Origin of the sequence: Pseudoalteromonas xiamenensis (genome assembly GCF_017638925.1) — a bacterium.
In the GTDB taxonomy this organism is placed as follows: Bacteria; Pseudomonadota; Gammaproteobacteria; order Enterobacterales; family Alteromonadaceae; genus Pseudoalteromonas; species Pseudoalteromonas xiamenensis.
Window position 1 is genome coordinate 398,291 of the sequence record NZ_CP072133.1, and the last position, 21,252, is coordinate 419,542.

The 21,252-nt window shown below is 41.5% G+C and carries 16 protein-coding genes and 3 pseudogenes; 10 read left to right on the top strand and 9 right to left on the bottom strand.

Features of this window, described 5'->3' with window-relative positions; genetic code table 11:
* Nucleotides 1–63 precede the first annotated feature (63 nt).
* The 6 genes and pseudogenes from J5O05_RS02060 (at nucleotide 64) to J5O05_RS02085 (ending at nucleotide 4,559) form a co-directional block, all read left to right on the top strand.
* Nucleotides 64–447, top strand: coding sequence for an ACT domain-containing protein (locus J5O05_RS02060; RefSeq protein WP_208843387.1), 384 nt, complete (start codon nucleotides 64–66; stop codon nucleotides 445–447).
* Between the two features lie 4 nt (nucleotides 448–451).
* Nucleotides 452–949, top strand: a complete 498-nt coding sequence (locus tag J5O05_RS02065; RefSeq protein ID WP_280117670.1) for a PTS glucose transporter subunit IIA — start codon at nucleotides 452–454, stop codon at nucleotides 947–949.
* On the top strand, nucleotides 946–1,290 hold the full coding sequence (locus J5O05_RS02070; protein WP_208843389.1) for an ArsC family reductase: 345 nt from the start codon (nucleotides 946–948) through the stop codon (nucleotides 1,288–1,290). The genes J5O05_RS02065 and J5O05_RS02070 overlap by 4 nt, the downstream gene beginning before the upstream one ends.
* Nucleotide 1,291: 1 nt before the next feature.
* A pseudogene (dapE, locus tag J5O05_RS02075) lies at nucleotides 1,292–2,427 on the top strand (succinyl-diaminopimelate desuccinylase).
* Complete coding sequence (locus tag J5O05_RS02080) at nucleotides 2,424–3,101, top strand: M15 family metallopeptidase (protein WP_208843390.1); 678 nt, start codon at nucleotides 2,424–2,426, stop codon at nucleotides 3,099–3,101. The pseudogene dapE and the gene J5O05_RS02080 overlap by 4 nt, the downstream one beginning before the upstream one ends.
* A 131-nt stretch (nucleotides 3,102–3,232) precedes the next feature.
* Nucleotides 3,233–4,559, top strand: a pseudogene (locus J5O05_RS02085) (IS4 family transposase).
* Between the two features lie 28 nt (nucleotides 4,560–4,587).
* Here the strand turns inward: J5O05_RS02085 and J5O05_RS02090 are convergent.
* Nucleotides 4,588–5,805, bottom strand: coding sequence for a pyridoxal phosphate-dependent aminotransferase (locus J5O05_RS02090; protein ID WP_208843391.1), 1,218 nt, complete (start codon nucleotides 5,803–5,805; stop codon nucleotides 4,588–4,590).
* Between the two features lie 93 nt (nucleotides 5,806–5,898).
* A complete protein-coding gene (locus J5O05_RS02095; RefSeq protein ID WP_208843392.1) occupies nucleotides 5,899–6,243 on the bottom strand; it encodes an Hpt domain-containing protein in 345 nt (114 codons plus the stop codon).
* Between the two features lie 247 nt (nucleotides 6,244–6,490).
* Between J5O05_RS02095 and J5O05_RS02100 the strand changes: the two genes are divergently transcribed.
* The gene (locus J5O05_RS02100; RefSeq protein WP_208843393.1) at nucleotides 6,491–7,090 is read left to right on the top strand and encodes a tRNA-uridine aminocarboxypropyltransferase; all 600 of its coding nucleotides are present in this window, start codon (nucleotides 6,491–6,493) and stop codon (nucleotides 7,088–7,090) included.
* Nucleotides 7,091–7,852 (top strand): CLCA_X family protein, encoded by a 762-nt coding sequence (locus J5O05_RS02105; protein WP_208843394.1) that lies wholly within the window; start codon nucleotides 7,091–7,093, stop codon nucleotides 7,850–7,852. It begins immediately after the preceding gene.
* On the opposite strand, the gene J5O05_RS22310 is transcribed toward J5O05_RS02105, so the two are convergent.
* From J5O05_RS22310 to apbC, 4 genes are all read right to left on the bottom strand, one after another.
* Entirely contained in the window at nucleotides 7,815–8,276 is a 462-nt protein-coding gene (locus J5O05_RS22310; RefSeq protein ID WP_208843395.1) for an EAL domain-containing protein, read from the bottom strand. The two genes, J5O05_RS02105 and J5O05_RS22310, sit on opposite strands and share 38 nt — an antisense overlap.
* On the bottom strand, nucleotides 8,263–10,257 hold the full coding sequence (locus tag J5O05_RS22315) for an EAL domain-containing protein (protein ID WP_208843396.1): 1,995 nt from the start codon (nucleotides 10,255–10,257) through the stop codon (nucleotides 8,263–8,265). The genes J5O05_RS22310 and J5O05_RS22315 overlap by 14 nt, the downstream gene beginning before the upstream one ends.
* Before the next feature lie 305 nt (nucleotides 10,258–10,562).
* Nucleotides 10,563–11,147 carry a dCTP deaminase gene (gene dcd / locus J5O05_RS02120; RefSeq protein ID WP_208843397.1) on the bottom strand — a complete coding sequence of 195 codons (585 nt, stop codon included), beginning with the start codon at nucleotides 11,145–11,147 and terminating at the stop codon, nucleotides 10,563–10,565.
* Between the two features lie 4 nt (nucleotides 11,148–11,151).
* Complete coding sequence (gene apbC / locus J5O05_RS02125; protein WP_208843398.1) at nucleotides 11,152–12,225, bottom strand: iron-sulfur cluster carrier protein ApbC; 1,074 nt, start codon at nucleotides 12,223–12,225, stop codon at nucleotides 11,152–11,154.
* A gap of 143 nt (nucleotides 12,226–12,368) precedes the next feature.
* Between apbC and metG the strand changes: the two are divergent.
* A pseudogene (gene metG, locus J5O05_RS02130) lies at nucleotides 12,369–14,391 on the top strand (methionine--tRNA ligase).
* 218 nt (nucleotides 14,392–14,609) lie between these two features.
* Here the strand turns inward: metG and J5O05_RS02135 are convergent.
* Nucleotides 14,610–14,783 carry a hypothetical protein gene (locus tag J5O05_RS02135; RefSeq protein WP_208843399.1) on the bottom strand — a complete coding sequence of 58 codons (174 nt, stop codon included), beginning with the start codon at nucleotides 14,781–14,783 and terminating at the stop codon, nucleotides 14,610–14,612.
* A 528-nt stretch (nucleotides 14,784–15,311) separates the two neighbouring features.
* Between J5O05_RS02135 and J5O05_RS02140 the strand changes: the two genes are divergently transcribed.
* The gene (locus tag J5O05_RS02140; RefSeq protein WP_208843400.1) at nucleotides 15,312–16,019 is read left to right on the top strand and encodes a M61 family metallopeptidase; all 708 of its coding nucleotides are present in this window, start codon (nucleotides 15,312–15,314) and stop codon (nucleotides 16,017–16,019) included.
* 139 nt (nucleotides 16,020–16,158) lie between these two features.
* On the opposite strand, the gene J5O05_RS02145 is transcribed toward J5O05_RS02140, so the two are convergent.
* Together J5O05_RS02145 and J5O05_RS02150 are read right to left on the bottom strand one after the other, a co-directional pair.
* Nucleotides 16,159–18,840, bottom strand: coding sequence for a 7TM diverse intracellular signaling domain-containing protein (locus J5O05_RS02145; RefSeq protein ID WP_208843401.1), 2,682 nt, complete (start codon nucleotides 18,838–18,840; stop codon nucleotides 16,159–16,161).
* 39 nt (nucleotides 18,841–18,879) lie between these two features.
* On the bottom strand, nucleotides 18,880–21,129 hold the full coding sequence (locus J5O05_RS02150; protein ID WP_208843402.1) for a TonB-dependent receptor: 2,250 nt from the start codon (nucleotides 21,127–21,129) through the stop codon (nucleotides 18,880–18,882).
* Nucleotides 21,130–21,252: the final 123 nt, after the last annotated feature.

The following is a 21,252-nucleotide window of genomic DNA, read 5'->3' on the forward strand; positions in this document are numbered from 1 at the left end:
TGGCTTGGCTATACTATCTAAAGAGACATAGGTATTCATTTTGCACGACTAAGCAGGTAACGAATGTCAAAACAAACTTTGCAGCTTCTAACAGAAAACTTTTCTATCCACAGTATGGATGAAACTGCTGACATTCCTGCCTCAGTGTTTAGAGCTGATGTATTCTTTATTGCCAAAACCCCAGATGAACTTTCTATTGTCTGTCCATCTACTATCCACATTGACAGCTTCGCCACCGAGTCCAATTGGCGAGCATTGGAAGTTGTCGGCCCACTTGGGTTTTCCCTGACGGGTATTATGGCAAACATCTCGGGTGTACTTGCTAAAGCGAATGTTTCTATTTTTGCCATTTCTACGTATGACACTGACTACATATTAGTTAAACAGCTGCAAGTAGATGATGCAATTAAAGCCTTGAAAAAAGACGGGTATCACTTTTTAAATTAGCCTTATGCAATCACCAATTTCTTATTGTCCTATCACGCAGATAACCCAACCTATATGTAATCTAGCAAGTCCATTTTCTGGCAAAGTAGTTTCTGTGAACACGCATCCAGACCCTATTTTTTCTTCTGGGATATTAGGCAAAGGTATTTGTGTTGAGCTTTCACATGAAATAGTCGTTGCGCCATTTGATGGTGCGATACTCGCCATTAAACAAGGCGGACTTGAATGGGTCTTAGAGTCGTTTGATGGCCACAAAGTGCTTATTCACCTATCACTACCTTGGCACCTACAAACGCCAGAATACCTAAAGCTTATACATACTCAAAGCTCAGCAATGCGCCGAGGCGACAGTTTGGTTAGATTGGCGCTGCCAGTAGACACGAAGGCGCTCGCGACCTATGTGGTGCTGAATGAAAATCGAAAATTACGTTATTATACGCCCCTTAAACAAGTAAAAGCGGGTATAGACCCATTAATTACCATTGCAGAGGAACAAAAATGACCACGATCATGTATGGTATTCCTAATTGTGACACAATTAAAAAAGCAAAAAAGCAACTCGAGGCACAAGGCGTAAACTTTGAGTTTCACGATTATAGAAAAGATGGTGTTTCCGATACCCTCATTAAAGAATTTTTGACCTCGCTCACTTGGGAAGATTTACTTAACAAACGTGGCACGACCTATCGTCAGTTAAGCGACGAGCAAAAAAACAACCTTAACGAACAAACCGCCATAGAACTACTTGTCGAATACCCAGCAATGATAAAACGTCCAGTGCTCGTTCATAATGGCAAGTATCTAATTGGGTTCAATCAGAAACAATATGAAGAGCTAAACTGATATGTCATTTAGCGACACGCTCCAACTCGCACAAGCTTTAATTCAAAGGCCTTCTGTGACTCCTGAAGATGCTGGATGCCAATCTTTAATGAATGAACGCCTAGCTTCGATGGGCTTTGACGTTGAAGAATTATTTTATACAGACACCCTCAATACATGGGCGCGTAAAGGCAAGACTTCTCCTCACTTCTGCTTCGCGGGCCATACGGACGTTGTTCCTGTAGGTAAGGAGTCTGATTGGTTATATCCTCCTTTCGAGGGTAAGGTCGTTGATGGCTATTTACATGGCCGTGGCGGCTGCGGATATGAAAGGCTCACTTGCTGCAATGGTAGTCGCCACAGAGCGTTTTGTTAAAAAGCACCCCAATCACAAAGGCTCCATATCATTTTTGATTACCTCAGATGAAGAAGGTCCTTTTGTAAACGGTACTACCAAAGTTGTCGATTTGTTAGAGTCGAGAAATGAAAAAATAGACATGTGCCTAGTTGGAGAGCCTTCTAGTCGGTCCGAGTTGGGTGATGTCGTGAAAAACGGGCGCCGAGGCTCGCTCACTGGTCATTTGACCATTATTGGAAAACAAGGCCATGTTGCATACCCTCACCTTGCACTCAACCCCATTCATTTGGCGGGTGACGTGATTCAATCGCTAAACGCGATAGTGTGGGACAACGGCAATGCGTTCTTCCCTGCTACGAGCTTTCAAATTTCGAATATTCATGGTGGTACGGGCGCAGGCAACGTAATACCTGGATCCATCGACGTTCAATTCAATTTCCGATTTTCAACTGAAGTTACGGCGGATGAGACTCAAATCTCGAGTAATTAAAGTGCTTGAATCTAAGGGAATTGAATTTAGATTAGACTGGACTCTAAATGGTTTACCTTTTTTAACTGAACCGGGAGAGCTTCTTACGGCAACGTTGAAAGCGATAAAAACAGTGACCGGTATTGACTCGACTCCAGAAACGTCAGGCGGCACATCCGATGGGCGATTCATAGCCCAAACAGGCTGTAAGGTGATTGAGTTAGGCCCGTTAAATAAAACGATCCACCAAGTCAATGAGTGTGTCTCTACCGAATCTCTTGATAAACTCACTGACATCTATGAAGCAATACTCGTTGAGTTACTCACATGAGAATCGACTTACTAGAACTAACTGGAAAAACTCAAACGCATTTAGTTCAGTATGACAATGTTCTCGTTCATCAACTCGCGGTTGGGCCATTGCATGCATTAAAACAACGAGCACAGAGCGCAGGTTTTGAACTTAGTATTGCTTCGGGTTTTAGATCTTTTGAGCGACAAATGTTTATTTGGAACAACAAGTTCGATGGACTTAGACCGGTTTATTCGTATGAAGGCAAAGAACTTGATGTCAACGTGCTTAGCGTATTTGAACGTATAAGCGCCATTATGCTCTTTTCAGCGCTTCCTGGTGCAAGCCGACATCATTGGGGGTCTGATTTCGATGTATATGCAAAAAATCTCACCTCCGATGCGAAACCGCTCCAGCTTACACCCGCTGAATATTTCCATGGTGACCAAGCTCCTTTTTCATTGTGGTTAGCTGAGGAATTGAAAGGCTCAGACTTTTACTTTCCATATCGCGAGTTTCAAGGTGGAGTCGCCGAAGAGCCATGGCATATTAGCTTTCATCCTGTCGCCTCACGTTACGAGCAAATCATGTCAATTAACCATGTTATCGAAGCAATCGCTAACACTGACGTCAGAGGCAAAGAAGAAATCATCTCTCATTTACCTAACCTCTATGCCAAGTTTATTTCAAATACATGCAAATTTAGTTCGTAATAACTAAATGATTTAATAAAAAATAGGGCTTTACCGCTAATGCCGATCAGTTTAGGCATTAAAAGTTAGATCAATTGACCGATCTTTTGAATATGTAAAAATCCGATAGACCATGTTTATCGGATTTTTTTATGCTCGTATCTCACGCTCTTGATGTCATTAACAATTGGAAACCCAATCAAGTCGAAACCCTTGCTAACCTGTTACCTTTGGAGTTAATCGAGGAAGCTTATGCTCTTACTGATACGGTAACTCTGAGGAAACGAAAGTTGACATTAGAGTCGATGGCGTGGCTTTTAATTGGCATGGCTATCTATAATGATAAATCCATGGCGGATGTCGTTAACTTATTGGATATTGTTGATAGAGAAGGCAAACCATTTGTTGCTCCAAGTGCATTAACGCAAAGACGGAAAACATTAGGTGAAGCTGCTGCAAAAGCATTGTTCCAATGCACTCAAAAACATTGGCGAGAACAAGCTAATTTACCAACATGGAACGGATTAACCTTGCTTGGAGTAGATGGTGTCGTGTGGCGAACAGAAGATACAGATGCAAACAATCAGTCATTCATGAAGCCAACAAATAATAACGGATTAGAAACTCAATACCCGCAAGTACGCATGGTTTGCCAAATGGAGCTGAGTCTCACATCTTATCACTGGTAGCGCATTCGACTCATATGCAGTAAATGAAATGGTGTTGGCTGAACAACTCATAGAAACTACACCAGATAACAGCTTAACTATGTTTGACCGAGGCTTTTATTCTCTGGGATTATTGCATAAATGGGCAAATACAGGCCTTGAGAGACACTGGTTAATTCCATTGAAAAAGAATGTTCAATACGAAGTTGTACGTAAATTAGGTCGACAAGATAAATTGGTTAAATTAACCAGTAACCCGAGAGCTAGAAAACTATGGCCTGAGTTACCCAACGAACTCACCGTTCGATTGGTATCTCGACAAATGCAAGGCAAGCAGCACGATGTACTGACTTCCATGACTGACCCAATGAAGTATCCATTAGCTGAAATCGCAGACTTATATAGTCACCGTTGGGAAATAGAGTTGGGATATCGAGAGCAAAAACAGTATATGCTTGGGAATCGCCTTACACTTAGAAGCCGTTTGCCTGAATTGGTCAAGCAAGAGCTCTGGGGGATACTACTGACATATAATCTTATCCGATATCAGATGACACAAATGTGCATGATGCTAAAGGGGGACTATTTACCGTACCAGCTCAGTTTTAATGGTGCGCTAGCTCATATAATGAGGCTATTGGTTGGCCTTCCGTATTCTTCACCGGGTACTTTACCAAGGCAGCTTCAAAATTTTTATGAAATGACAGAAAGCTTGATCCTGGCACCCAGACGGCAAAGAACATTCCCAAGAAGCGTTAAAAAGCGACCAAGCCGTTACCCCATAAAAAGAAATGCCGCTCACCTTAAGTGAACGGCATTAGGGCTTTACCGCCCTATTTTTAACTCTGTTTGTAATGGCTAAAAAATCGCTCAACGCGTTTCATTGCGGGTTCAAGCTCATCTTTGTGAGGCAAGAACACCACGCGGAAATGGTCAGGCTTTGGCCAGTTGAATGCGCGACCATGAACGAGCAGGATTTTCTCTTCTCGAAGCAAATCCAAAACCATTTTCTCATCGTCTTTAATACCAAACTTCGCTATATCTACCTTTGGAAACGCATACAAAGCTCCCATCGGTTTCACACAACTTAATCCATCGATGCTATTAAGCGACTGTGACACGATATTTCGTTGCTCGAATAAGCGACCACCTGGTTCGATTAACTGATCTATCGATTGAACGCCACCCAATGCCTGCTGGATTGCGAATTGTGCAGGTACGTTCGCACATAAACGCATTGATGCGAGCATATCCAGTCCAGATATCAAGTCCATCATTCTGGAAATTTTTCCACTTAGTACCATCCATCCCATTCGTAAACCCGCTGCACGATAGGTTTTCGCGAGTCCATTGAACGTGATAACAGGTAGGTCTTCACACATTGCCGCGATAGAAAAATGCTCTACGCCTTCATAGAGAATTTTTTCATAGATTTCGTCGCTTAGGATCAATAAGTTGTTCTCTCGCGCTACGGTCACGAGTTCTTCTAGCAACGCTTTGCTGTACACTGCACCTGTCGGGTTATTTGGGTTTATCAGTACCAACGCTTTTGTTTTAGGCGTCACCTTTTTACGAATGTCGGCGATATCAGGGAACCAGTCTTGTTCCTCGTCACACAAATAGTGTACAGGCGTTCCGCCAGCTAACTTTACTGAAGCAGTCCAGAGTGGATAATCCGGCGCAGGAATTAATACTTCATCACCATCATTCAATAGCGCTTGCGTAACCATTTGGATAAGTTCGCTAACACCGTTGCCGATGTAGATGTTATCAACGCTGATGTTTGGTAATTTTTTCTGCTGATAATGTTGGTAGACAGCAACGCGCGCTGAATAAAGGCCTTTAGAATCACAGTAACCTTGCGCGGAGTAAAGATTGCGGATGATATCTCGGTGCATATCTTCAGGCATATCAAACCCAAATGCGGCGGGATTGCCGATGTTGAGTTTTAAAACTTTAAGGCCATCCTCTTCCATTTTCTTTGCTTGTGCAAGAACAGGACCCCTGATGTCGTAACAAACGCCATGTAATTTGTTACTCTTTGAAATTCTAGACATATTCCCCCTCTGTAGAGAGCTAGAATAGCTCAGTCAAAGAGGGAAAAATAGTAGCTTTTGAAATCGTTGAAAGTGAAATTAATTCAAGTTCGACTAGCCATTTGCATCAAGCCACGCGTTTAGTTTGGCCTTTGAACCTGCAACCTGCTCCGCAAGACCTTGAGCAATTTCTTTTGCCAATTCATGCTCATCTTTAATTAACGCCTGTTCAATCTCTCTTGCAGTATTGCTGAGGCTAAGCGCACCAAATTGAGCTGCGTTTGACTTCAAGCTATGCGCATTTCGAATTGCACTTTGCATGTCACCATGCAGCGCCAACATCACTTCTGATTCTAGTCGCTCGAATTCACTACAACAAAAAACCAGTGTATCGTTAAACTGCTCTCCTAAAAGGGATTGCATGCTTAAAAGTGCACTTTCGTCGATGGTGACATTCATACTTTTTCCTTATCTAAAAACCGTTTCCAGTGATTTTTTACTGCTCTTTTAATGCTAGCTAAAACTGGGAATTAAGCAAAGGTTTAATTATACACGACTCAGTATGTTAAACTGCGAATAATTCAGAGTTGTTTGCTCAAGTAACATTAAAACTGCAATCAGCCTTTTCGCATTCAAATTATTTTCGATGCGTGATTAGCTATACCGCAAACAATTCGCAATCGCCAAACACATTTGGAGTATCGACTTGGCTAGAGCCTTTTGTGAGCAATGTGGATTTATAGAAAAGCGCTGTATTTGCGACGCTTTAATCCCTAAATTTGAAAATGCGATACATTTGTTGGTGTTACGCGACAAATCAGAAACTAACCATGCGAAAAACACCGCATGTTTGTTACCTTTGGTGTTTTCAAATACGACTATCATTGATGGCGATGCAAAGACAATTGCTGAGGAATTAAAGCAAATCAATTTGGAAAATTCAGCAATCCTTTATCCTTCACAAAGCGCATTAATATTAGACGATACTAAATCTGCACCACAAAAGATAAACACGCTAATCATCCTCGATGGCAGTTGGAAAAAAGCCTTCAAGCTCTACATGTCAGTACAGACGCTGCAAACTTTACCTTGTGTTAGCTTTAAGACCGTACCTCAAAATCTATATCGTATTCGTTCTACAGAACTTAGCTATAGCCTCTCTTCGTTTGAAGCAAGCGTATATGCTATAGAGTGCTTAGAAAAAGTACAGTTAACGGGACATGTGTCTTTTTTCCAAAAATTCATCGAAAAACAAATTCAACTTATGCCTGAGTCCCTTCACAGTCGCTATCAAGGTAAACCGTAAATGTACAGAATGGGGCCTGACTATCGCTTTAATGACCAAGTGGATTTTTCGGATATTAAAGAAACGTTTGGCTTTAATACGATAAAAATCGGACATTGGGTCACCAAAGAAGAACGATTGTTTGCCGCTAATTTAATTTACGATGCTTTTGCTGACTTAAGTTTAATTTTAAATGTACCAAGTAAATTACTTGGCTTGCGACAAACGCTCAATCTAGCTTATGGCACCGGCGGTCAGCTAGGGGTTCAAGCTCATTACGCCGCTCATTCAAGAACGCTCGCATTGGCTAAAAACGCAGGAAAAGGCGCTCTTGCTCATGAGTGGTGGCACGCTTTTGACCACTATATCTGTAAATTTCTTTTTAAAGACGCCCACGCTATTCATTTTGCATCAAGCCGTTGGCTAGACGATGCGATATCGAACACTCATCCACTGAATCAATATTTAGACAACTTATTTAGACAGTTATTTCTATCAGCAGACCAACGAAACATCAGTCTGTATGTGAATAAAGCGACATCACTTGACCGACAACAAAAGCAATTTTATTACGCTAAACCAGAAGAACTTTCGGCTCGTGCCTTTGAACATTTCATTGCTTCACACACCGAGATTATCAATCCATTTTTAGTAAATGATGTGTTCGGAAGCTGTCTAGAAAAACAAGGCGGTTTTCCTGATCGTGCTCTTGCAAAACGGATCGAACCGCTTTACTTGAAATACTTTAACGACTTAGGTTGCTTGTTGCAGCGTAGCTTGTGATGGATTCTCCTAGCCACTGTACGTATTCATCGAAAGGCATAGGACGCGCAATATAGTACCCTTGCCCATAATCACAACCGTATTTCTTTAGTAAGAGATACGCTGTTTGACTTTCAACTCCTTCGGCGACCACTGAAGATCCTAAACTGTGCGACATATCACACGTTGCGTTGCAAATCGTTTGATTGCTAGGTATGTTTTCCATATTCATCACGAATTGCTTATCTATTTTTAACTCATCAAACCCAAGCTGAGTCAAATACGCTAACGAAGAGTAGCCAGTACCAAAATCATCAATTGCCATCTTCACGCCTATTTGACGGTAATCTTCAAATACACCGCGAATGGTATTCATATTACCAATCGTAGCGGATTCAGTAATTTCTAAGGTTATTTTTGACGGCGATAAATCAAGTTGAGTCAATAAAGTAATTAAGTGGACAGGGAGGCTCTCTTCGAGCTAAATCTTTACCCGAAATATTGAGTGACAATACGTGTTCAGGATAGATTTCACTTAACACTTTTTGATAAGTAAGGCCTTTCTCGACCACCCACTCCGTCAGTGAATGGATAATCCCAGATGATTCGGCTATTGGAATAAACTGGTCTGGTGGGATCTGCCCTAAAATTGGGTGATGCCAGCGCAATAAGGCTTCAGCACCATAAACCTGTCCTGTCTTCAAGCAAACTTGAGGTTGCAGGTACAATTCAAACTGCTCACTTTCAAGCGCATCTCGAAGTGCAGCAGAAATCTTGAGTTTTCTTTCTGAGATTACCGAATTGGCCACATCGAATATATGCCACCGATCAGCGCTCATTGTTTTAACGGACATCGCTTGTAACGCACGTTGTACTATTTGATCAGGTGACGTCGCATGCATTGGATAGTTAGCCACACCGACTTCAAGCTGATCAACAAGCTGCGCTCCTTTATACTTCACACCTTCTTCGAACACTGAAGACAGTAAACAAACAAACTGTTCAACGGTTGAAAGCTCTAATTTCCCCTCAATAATGATAGCGAACACACTGTCTTCCAATCTAAATAAATAGGAAGGACCAGAGTCTGTTACTTCAATGGGTGTTTTTGACAACACCGATAATTGTTCATTAAGCTTTGAAATCAGTATCTTTAGATGTTTCTGTGCGTAATCCATACCAAAATTAATGCGCGTTTGCTCAACCACAAAAGCTTTGAAAAGCAATAACGAGTGTTCTTTGTTTTCTTCCATTTTTTGTCTAAGTACGCGAAACAGGAAGTTTTTGTTTGGGCTACCCGTTTCATCATCGTGTAGCGAATAGTAAACAAATGTTTTCTGACGCTGTACTTCGCGTAATAGCATAGCCGCGCACAATAAAATGACATGAACGGTAACCGCAATTTGAGTCACGTTAACTAATCGGTAAGGCATTGAATTAAAAAGTTGTGAGGCTATCCAGTAACAGACTAAGCCAACCAAAGTAAACCAAGCCATCAGTACAACTTTCTTGATTGACGTTGTCTTACTGAATCGGATAACAAGACCAAGGTTTAGGACAAGCGTGACGGTTAAAGAAAGGAATAACAAAGTGATTGGTACACCTTTCCATAGTTCCAATAATGCGAGAAAAACAAATGCTATTCTGAGTCCTTGAATAAATGCATCGATTGTCGGTTCAAAATCTCTTACTTGGTACGTAAGACGGTAATAAGAAATACTCGAAAACAGCGCGATGATTAACCAAAAACCATTGTTGTCGCTGACTACTTGCGCGGGTAACGGGCCGATTAAGACTTCGGAAATCCCCGTTAAAGACATAGAAAGCAATGCGACACCCACAAAGTATATTGCACCATAGATAGTGCGCTCTCCTTTACGGACTGTTGCGAAGCCAACCATAATCAACGCAATCATTGCGACTAGACCAGCTTGAAGTCCGTTCCACGCTATTCGTATATTGTTTTGATCGACAAATACATTTTGAGGTACAACAGAAAACGTGATTTTTGTTTTCGCTTTACTTGTGAGTTTCACGGCAACTTGCTGAGATTCGGGACGTTCGATAACAATGAATGGAGTCGAGCTAGAACTGGCGTTTACCTCGTTACTTTCTACCACCTTTCCATTTTCATATAAGAAAAGCACCAACGAGACACCGATTGGTTTCGAGGTGGTAAAGATGACAGGACTAGATTCTTCGGTTTTAACAATAAGCCAATAATCGACCGATGTAGAATCGATAAAAAAGGCTTCTTCATCCAAAGGAGAAAGATCCGGCGCGCCAATAGCATTTTCAATATGAGATTCTTGTAATCCACTTTCCCATACCATAACGGAATATGGAACAGATTGCTGTGCCCTAGAAAGTATAGAAAGGCTGATCACAAAGAAAAACAGCACACACAGTACTGAGCGCAATCGCATCCCCACCTCCTTGAGTATTGAACTGCCGCCAGTTAAAAGTATGGGAGATTACGTGGAAAAAACAACAAAGAATTTAGGAAGTAATCGAGTTAAACAAAGGATTAATCTAGTAAGGCAGTAAATTTTTACGCTATAAGAGATAAAGTGAACCTAACTTTAACTCAACCATTTAGGAAGGAAGGTGCTGTAATATAGAGCAATTACTCATTTGATAGGAGGAAAAAGTGCAACTCTCGTCACACTTCTCTCTAAGGCAAGACACTCATTAAATTAAAACAACAAACGCCCTAGCCCAGTCATAATTCTTAATTATCATCACTTATTCGGCTTGCAACGGCACTATTTTGGCCTTTATATTTTGCGTCTTTACGTTTGTTGTATGGATTTTCAGCTGAACTACTCATCGTTTCAAAACTTAACGCACCAATCTTCATTTTGGGTCTTAAAGCTAAAGGTAATTTGCCTGAGTTGTAAAATTCTAAAACAATGTTTCCTGACCAACCTGGATCAATTCGATGAGCAGTCACATGCACCATAAGCCCAAGGCGAGCCAAAGATGAGCGACCGTCTAACCATCCCACCAAATCATCTGGCAATGTCACAGATTCATACGTCATGGCCAGCGCAAGTTCGCCCGGATGCAGGAAAAAAGCTTGCCCCTCTGCAATTTCAATTTCATCGCTCATGATGTTTTCCATCGCTGCGTTGATTTCTTCTTTTTTACCACTCAAATCAACATAAGGTGCTGCGTGATCTTGGAAAACTCTGAATTTGTTACCAAGTCTTAAATCCACCGTAATACCCGAAACCATATCATCACTAGGCCTTGGGGTAATAATGATTCGGTCTGTCGCAATCGCTTCTTTGATATGAGTATCTGAGAGTCTCATCTAATTAGTCATCCGTTATAAGAATTTCTACTTGGTTACTCGCCAAGTTTTGATAATAAAGTGTACTTGCCAAAATGCGCGCACATGTCCGGTAGTTTAGCTCGATATCAGGGACTTCTGCGAGCGCTTCCTGCGCTTTTTCCCCTTGCTCTCGAATCGCAGTATGAAGTGGAATTTCGGCGATCAACGGTACGCCATGGCGCATGGCCAATTGCTTACCACCGTTACGACCGAACACGTCTGACTCTTGTCCGCAATGGCCGCATATAAAGTAGCTCATGTTTTCAATTAAACCGAGTATTGGCATGTTCACTTTTGAAAACATCGCGATGCCCTTTTGCGCATCCGCAAGCGCCAAATCTTGTGGAGTCGTTACAATAACAGCACCACTCGCGGGCACTTTTTGTGACATGGTTAGCTGTATGTCACCAGTCCCAGGTGGCATATCAACGATAAGATAGTCGAGTTCGCCCCACGCGGTTTCATTTAGTAATTGATTTAAAGCCTGAGAAGCCATTGGCCCGCGCCATACCGTTGCTTCACTCGCTGGAACCAGAAACCCGATTGATTGAGCTACCAAACCGTGTTTTTGCAGCGGAAGCAGTGTTTTGTCATCTGACGCAACTGGTTTTGCGTCTTCCAAACCCAGCAATTTGGGAATAGACGGCCCGTAAATATCGCCATCAAGAACACCGACTTTTGCGCCTTCCTGTTTCAACGCATACGCTAAATTTATGGCCGTCGTTGACTTTCCAACGCCCCCTTTTCCAGAGGCAACCAACACGATATGCTGAATTTGTTTAAATTTGGGAGCGTCTGGCAAGTGAACCACTGTGGCTACTGAAGTAGATTTTGCGAGTGTTGAACTTAAAAACGAAGAAAGCGTCTCTGAGAGCGATTTCGCGGCAAATGGCAAAGTTAATTTTATCTCGACGCTATCCGATTTGGCAGACACATTAGTCACCCATTCTTTTGGAATTCCTAAGGGACATTCAGCGCTTTTGAACTCGCTCAGTGCGGCATAAATTTCGGAAGTTGTCGAGTCATCACTCGAAAACCACTTTTTAATATTGAACATGATAATAAAACACGTTTTCGTGGTGAAAAAGGCACGGGAATTATGTAACATTCAACACATTAAAACCAGTCATCTGTGACGTACGTCTTAAGGTATTAGACATTAGACGCAACCCACAAAATTATGAGCGACGGACAATTCGTATGACAAAGAGAAAAATTCTCATTACTAGCGCCCTACCTTACGCTAATGGACCAACACACCTTGGTCACCTATTAGAATATATTCAAACTGACATTTGGGCACGTTTTCAAAAAATGCGTGGTCATGAAGCTTATTATGTCTGTGCGGACGACGCGCATGGTACGCCGATTATGCTTAATGCACAGAAGCAAGGCATTACCCCAGAAGAAATGGTGGCTAAAGTCAGTGTTGAGCGTCAACGTGATTTTTCTGACTTTCACATCGAATTCGATAACTATCACTCAACGCACAGTGAAGAGAACCGCGAATTTGCAGAATTAATTTACAACCGCTTAAACGCAGCCGGGCTACATTAAGAAGCGCACAATTTCGCAACTTTTCGACCCAGAAAAAAGCATCTTTTTACCCGATCGTTTCGTAACAGGTACTTGCCCGAGCTGTAAAGCTGAAAACCAAAATGGTGACAGCTGTGATGTTTGCGGTGCGACCTATGCACCGACTGAACTTATTAACCCACGTTCTGTTATGTCGGGTGCAGAACCAGTACTAAAAGATTCAGAACATTTTTTCTTTGATTTGCCCGCATTTGAAGACATGCTGAAAAGCTGGTTACGTAGCGGCAGTATTCAGCAAGAAATGGCTAACAAGCTCGACGAATGGTTTGCTGAAGGTCTGCAACAGTGGGATATTAGCCGTGACGCGCCGTATTTCGGTTTTGAAATTCCGAATGCACCAGGTAAATATTTTTACGTTTGGTTAGATGCTCCGATTGGCTACATGGCCAGTTTCAAAAATTTATGTAATAAAAAAGGCATCGACTTTGATGCGTTTTGGGCGAAAGACTCTGACGCTGAGCTTTACCATTTTATCGGTAAAGACATTATTTATTTCCACAGTCTTTTCTGGCCAGCCATGTTGGATGGTGCTGAATTCAGAAAACCGACTAATATTTTTGCTCACGGTTTTATTACGGTTAATGGCGCCAAAATGTCAAAATCTAAAGGTACGTTTATCAAAGCACGTACGTATTTAGATCACTTGAACCCAGAGTACTTGCGTTACTATTACGCAGCCAAGTTAAACAGCGGTATTACCGACCTCGACATTAACCTTGAAGATTTTGCTCAGCGCGTAAACTCTGATTTAGTAGGCAAAGTTGTGAACATTGCAAGCCGTTGTGCCGGTTTCATCAGCAAACGTTTTGATGGAAAACTAAGTGCAGATGTTGCGGAACCCGCCTTGTTTGAAGAATTTTCCGCAGCAGCGTCAACTATTGCAGATATGTATGAAAATAGAGAGTACAGCCGAGCAATTCGCGAAATCATGGCTTTAGCTGATAAAGCTAACCAATATATCGATGCCGCTGCACCTTGGGTTTTAGTAAAAAATGACGAAACTCAAAAACAAGCACACGATGTTTGTTCAATGGGCTTAAATCTCTTTAAAGTGATCATGACCTATTTGAAACCTGTGCTACCGCATATGGCGCAAAATGTTGAAACATTCTTTGGTACTACGCTTAACTGGGACGAAGTCAGCGCACCGCTTGTATCACATCCAATCTCTGCGTTTAAAGCGCTTATGCAACGTGTAGAAATGGACAAAGTAAACGCGATGCTTGATGAATCAAAAGATAGCTTGAACGCAGCGCCTGCAATTGACCCAAATAGCCCACTTGCCAAAGAGCCTATTGAAGCCGAAATTGAATTTAACGATTTTGCAAAAGTTGATTTGCGCGTTGCCTTAATAGCAAAAGCAGAGCACGTGGAAGGTGCTGAGAAACTTCTCAAGCTTACGCTTGATTTAGGAGGCGAAACTCGTCAAGTATTCTCGGGAATTAAATCCGCTTACTCACCAGAGCAACTTGAAGGCAAACTCACCGTCATGGTTGCCAATTTAAAGCCGCGTAAGATGAGATTTGGTATGTCTGAAGGCATGGTGCTCGCTGCAGGCCCTGGTGATAAAGAAATTTATCTCCTTAATCCTGATTCGGGTGCGCAACCTGGCATGCGCGTTATGTAATTGAGCGTGCTAACACGATAAAACGAAAGGGCCGAATGGCCCTTTCGTTTTATTGTACTTTTGAATTTAAAATCGAAAGGTTTGTGTAGATAACTGACGAGTATAATAAAACCAATTCTTCGTTGCATTTTTTGCAACTGGGTGCGCCAACAAAATAAGCAGAGAATCCGCTTAACTCTAAATGATTCGGCCATTTATGTTAGCGGGAATAAATCGGCTTATTTCAAGCTACCCACAATAACGCCAAGCCCTGCGCCTAAAGCTAAACCAGTACCTACACTTCCAAATACAAATTGACCAAAAATAATACCAATCCCCGCCCCCATCGCAATTGCTAGCCCCACGTTGTTCAACTTGGATTTTTTGGCATTGTTTTTCTGATTTTCTGTCATTAGAAACACCTTAAAATGATAATTTGTCGTCTCGACATTAAAAGCGATTAATGCCTAACTGAACGATGGCCTAAGCACCTTGGCCAATCAGTCAACACAAAGTACTTTGCATAAAGTCCATTATTTGTAGTGAGTGCTGTATTTTACCAAACCTATTTTCTGCGCGAATCAGATCTGCCGAATGGGTTGTGCACTTTCACCGTTTTGGTCAGTTAACTAACTCATTCCATAAACAAGAGCATAATGATTTATAAATCATCAAAACATCAAATTTCAGCTAGCATTAAAAATCATCTTTCGCCCAAATTTTGGATTACTGCGTATTACTTATTTTGCGTCTGCTTTCAGTAACCTAACATAACGGTATAGGATGCCCAATTTAGAAATGTATCAAGATGTTAAAAGGTGCAATTAAAAATCTACATCTCAGGTCATATTTAACATGGGAGTAGACGAACTCACCTCAGTATTTTCATTGGCTATTACATCGAGGGGTTCTCGACATTCTTAATTCATAAAGGAAATTACATGAAGTTATTCTCCACGCTCCTCTTAGTTATATCCATGTCTACTCAGGCAGTTGAACTAAATTGGCAAGGATTAGATAACTTATCGACAACGCAAAAAACTACCTTTCAGAACTGGGTCAACGCTGCGCTGGACACAAATCAATCCGTACTCGGAAATCTAAACCTTAAAGAGTTAAATATAACAGTCAAAGGACTCTATTTCGCAACTGAACCTGTTCCTTGGGCATTTGTAAAAAGGGAACCCATCGAAAGTATTGAGCTTCAAGTTTACCGCTACGCTTCATTAGAACGGTTAAAGAAAGATTGGACTTTGTACCATGAAATTGTTCACCTATACCATCCTCGTCTGGAAACTAAAAATTTCTGGTTAAGTGAAGGACTGGCGACCTATTTGCAAAACATCATAATGCTGAAAGCAAATATACTGACAAATCAAGAATACCAAAAAAGACTCAATGATGGTTTTCAACGTGGTGAAAAATCCATGCTCAAACATAAAGGAGCGTTAAACAAAGTCTCTGACGGCATGTGGTCAACCAAAGCCTATCAACGTGTTTATTGGAGTGGAGCAGCCTTCTTTTTAGAAGCTGATTTAGCACTTCGAGTTAAAACCAATCTGACATTAGTTGACGTAATTCAGAAGTACCAAACATGCTGCCGCCGTAAATTCGATTCTGGAGTCCCATTTTATCGAACAACTGGATAGCCTAAGCCAAAGCGCAGTTTTCTCCACGCTATTTGTGAAATACAAAAATAGAACCGATTTCCCTAGAATCTCCCTAGAGCAAATTCGTCAAACAAGTCTTTAGACCTTTACGCACTTACCGTCTTTTAGGCAAACCTCATTAGCTTGCCTTTTCACAACCAAGTTCAATTGCGCTGTCAATTGCTTTGAGTAATTGTGACACCAAGTCGTCGATACGCGCTAAATCTTGTTCTTTTAATGCAGAATCTAATGCAGTCGCTTTTTCTTGGATTGCATTGCAATCAAACATACCCGCAGTGCCTTTCACGGCATGAATTGAACGTCCTAGACCTTCATAATCCTGGTACTTTGCTTGATTTTGAATTTGAACCTTTTGTTCATGTAATCCGCTAATGTATTTTTCTTGCAAACGAGCGAACTCGTCTTCCGGTAAGGAAACTTCTTTCGGAGCTGGCGCATTCAAATAATGGCTTACTTTCTTAGCAAAAACGTCTCGATCGATTGGTTTAGCTAAATGGTCGATAAATCCCTGTTTTAAATAGCGTTCTATTTCATGTCGCATCGTATTTGCAGTCAAAGCAATCACTGGCGTACTGCTTCCTGTGGCAAGGATAAAGTTTAACGCCTGTTCGCCATCCATCACGGGCATCTGAATATCCATTAAGATCAGATCAAACTCATCATCTAACACCGCTTGAACTGCCAACTGACCATTTTCAACACACGTAACCTCTAGACCCATTCGTTCTAAAATCCTAGAAATGAGCTTGCGATTATCTTCATGGTCTTCCGCTAATAATACTTTGCCTTCCAGATCCGTATTATGTTCTTCTGCACGATGGTATTGCTGGTCCTGATAATCTCGATGGATTTCTTCAAAGTTACTGATCCAACGCGTTTTATCTGTTGGGTAAAGTCCCAAGGTCAATGTAAACTCTGTTCCTGAACCAACCTCGCTCTTAACCTCAATATCGCCATCTAATTTCTGCGCTAAGCTCTTCGAAATATTAAGTCCAAGACCTGTTCCGCCGTACTTACGACTCGTAGACGAATCGGCTTGGTAAAAGGCAGTGAATAGCTGTTTTTGCTCTTGAGAGGTCATGCCGATACCGGTGTCTTTAACGCTAATGAACAACCTATTCTCAGCCTGTTTGACTTCGATGGATATTTTCCCAACAGTAGTAAATTTCATAGCGTTTGACGTTAGGTTCAATAAAATCTGGCGAAGACGTGTAGGATCAATCACGATGTAATCAGGCAATGGAAAATGATATTTCAACTCGAACTCGAGTCCTTTATCTCTTATCTGTTTACCCAATAAAGATTCTACCTGAGCAATCGTATCAAAAAGGTTCGATTCTATTAGTTCGACTTCAAGTCTATTCGCTTCAATCTTCGACATATCTAAAATGTCATTAATCAATCCGAGTACATGACGAGCATTTTGTAAAATAATCCCGATGGCATTGTTACGTTCGTTCGGTTTTATGTCTCCGAGCACTATCCCATCTGCATAACCAATAATTGACGTCATAGGGGTACGGATTTCATGGCTCATATTGGCCAAAAAGCGACTCTTTGCTTCACTCGCATCTCGCAGTTCTGAGGCCAACTGCTCAAGTTCAAAAGTGCGTTTCAAAACTTTTGCTTCGAGGTTTTTATTTAATTCCAAATTGTCATCATGTAGTAATCGGAATTTATCCGCCACCGCGAATGCAAGTAGCATGGCATCTAGTGCTGTACCTATCAGACCAAGTAAATACAAATTAACGGTTAGTGGTGGCAAAATACCTAAATTAGTCAAATTTCCGACCATGTTCGGGATCATCATCGCCACGTATGCCAATACGAAATAACGCGCGGGCTTAAAGCCATCTAAAATACAGCGCACGCCTATATACAGACCTAGGCAAAGGGCAACGCCGGTGACCAAAGTTGACCATAAAAAGCCAAACCCTGGGAATAAAATGCAAAACGGAACGCCCATCGTAGCGACAATACCCACCAGCATTGAAGCTTGCGCTAGATTTGGGTGCGACTCTTTCAAACGAAGCAAATTATTGTAAAACAGGATATTGGTGATTGGCGTCAGCGCAAAACCCAACCAGTGAAGATGGGCGGAGTAAACATTAAAGAGTTGATCTGAAATATGGAAAAAGTGGCTCCACGCAAAAACCCAACAGGCGGTAAATGCCGCGTAATACAGGTGAGTTGTGTCTTTTGAGCCAATGTAAATTAGTAAGTTGTATAGTCCAAGCACAATCCCTACGCCAAAACATAGCGTCATGATGAGATTTTCAACGATAACCTGCTGCTTAAACTGTTCCACTGGCATAATAACCAGCTTGGTTGGCGTGTAAAAGAAGTCACTTTCAAGAAGTGTGACAAGGGTATAACGTTCACCTGGCTTTAACCGAATCGTGTTTCCATAGTGGAAAGCAAATTCATTTGGTGTATTCCCACCTGTCACATATCGCTCAACACCAGTCTTTGAATAAATCCGGCTTTCAATCTTTGATACAACAGTATTGTAGGGATATAAAACGAGTTCGTCGTAAGGTGACGCGTTAACTAAATCTAAAACTAACCAATATCGGCCGCCAAACAAACTTGTATTCTGGAGTTTAGGCAGTGAAGACGCCCACGTAGCGACATCTTCAAACTGGCTTGGAAACCGCGTATGTTCAGCGGACGCATAAAGTGTCGCCACAGTATGAAGATTTTCACTTTGTTTATCTTCGGTGTAGACAAACTCTTTCGCCTCTGAAAAGCATGTTATTCCACTCAAAAAGAGACAAAAGACCAATAAAAAAATTCGCATGTGACGCCTTGTTATTAACTTCTTATTTTAACGACATAATCAATAGGCATATTTCACACTTATCCCTAGTCTGCGCCCTTCTCCTTTAAAGTCTTCAAGCATACCTAAAAAGTTGCTCAAGTCGAACTTTAAATGACTATATTCTTCATTTAACAGGTTTTTCCCCCAAACACCGACAGTCCAATTGTCATTCGTGTACCACAAATTCGCATGCCAAAGCGCGAATCCGTCTTGTTTTGCATAGTCACTCTCTTTCTGATCGAAAAAGTACTCCGACTGGTAATCAACACCAACGTTAAACTTTATTGGGTACATACTTAATGTATAGTACAAATCCGCCGTGCCATTAAACTTTGAAGTAAATGGAAGACGATTGTTTGTTAACACGACTCCAGCTGGGTCAACAAATTCATCGAATTCAGCTTTAGGAATATAGCCAAGTGTTAATGCCGTTTGCAGTTGAGGTGTTATCTGGTTACGGAGTTCAAACTCCGCACCGTAAATCGTCGATGTACCGACGTTCTCCAGTAGTTGTAGAGGTAACTGATTAGGATCTGAAGATGGTTGATTCATGAAGACCTGTTGGTCTTTATAGTCATACCAAAATACAGCACCATTCGCGCTTGTTTGTTTATCTTGACTGTTGAATCGAAAACCAAGTTCATGGGCGTTTAACGACTCTGGGCCATAATACGCGAGTTCAGCTTGCTCAAGGCTTGATAAAAATCCTCCATTATACCCACCACTTTTTGTGCCCGTTGAGAAACTATAGAAACCACTCAACGACTCGTTGAAATGATGATTCCATGCAAGCTTGCCCGATAGTTTTGTATCGCTCTCATCGCCATTGACGTGATAGAAAGGAATCCAAACACCTTCTATCATCTGTGGAACTGGCACCACATTTAGGTCTGCGACACTGTCATAGTCTAACGTTTCATGACTGATACGAGCGCCAATTGTGACGACATCATTTTCACTAAACGACCAATCATACTGAGTAAAAACGCCAAAATCTGAACTTTTAATTTCGTTGTCATATTTAAATGTTGCGGTAAGCGACGCTGGCGCGATGCCACGTAAATCTCTTAGTATGTCATTTTCATTGTCTTGATTAATTTCCTCGTGTTGCTGAAATAATCCAACGGTTAAATGTCCTGATTCAAACTGGCTCTGCAACAGTAATTCATTACTGTAAAAGTCGTTATCAAGCCCAAGATACCCTTCACAAAGATTTGCAGGGCTTCCATCGCAATTAAAATGGTGTAACCTATCTAACGTTGAGATTTGCGAATGCAGCGTAACGGTTGATCTATCGCTGAAAAACCACTGATATTCAATACTAAGACCTTTAGACCGAGTATGATGTGGAGAATTATTATTTACCGCAACATCCCAAAATGAGTCACTGCCATCATTGAAACCGAATCTGTCATAACACTTCGAAGAGCCTGCATCTTGAGGCGAACACAAGACCAAGTTAACCGGATCCGCATAAACGCCTATATTTCCGACCGGCTGAACAATGCCATTCCAATGACCGTATCGTGCTTGCACATACAGCTCTGAATTATCCCAAACTTGCTTTATACCCAAGCGAACATTGTTTTGTTCCATACCAGCTTCTGGCGAAGCTGCATATAAATTATCCGTTGTGTATTCGTACTTTTTGTGGGAAAAAGACATTCTCATGGCAAGATCTTTCGACCAAACGTGGTTTACCGCACCTTCCGCTTCTTTATATGCATCGGTACCAGCACCTATTTGAAAATACCCTTCATTTTCAAACGTTGGCCTGACTGAACGGATCAAAATTGCACCGCCCGTACTATTGCGTCCGAACATGGTTCCTTGAGGGCCTTTTAATACTTCAATCTGCTCAACATCAAACAAATTGACCAATTGATTGTTACCTGAACCAACGGGGTTACCGTCGACATATATCCCAATCGGTGCTGTATTCGCCGTGTTGTAGTCGATGAGACCTACGCCTCGAATGTTGATTGTGGGGGTTGTACCCTCAGCAGCATTTTGACTAATCTTAAGATTTGATGAAAAACGACCAAGTTCAGTAACGTCTTTTATTCCATTGTCGTCTAGCATTAGTCCTTTAACTACCGTTACGGTAACTGGCACGTCACTAATCTGTTGATTTCGTTTTTGCGCATAAACTTCAATCACTTCAAGTTCATGAGCTGTATCTGATTTGTCTGCTTCCATATTTGCAGACGCACCAAACGAACCGAAAACACTAAGTAAACCAAGTGTTATTGCAGAAAGTTTAAACATTGTACCCCCTCGCGCAGCTGAGAAAGGAGGTGCATCATGCACCTCTTTATTAAAATTAGGAAATCCTAATCACTTTGTCTGCTTTCGATTATAGACCAATTGCATTTTATGAAAGCAATTTTG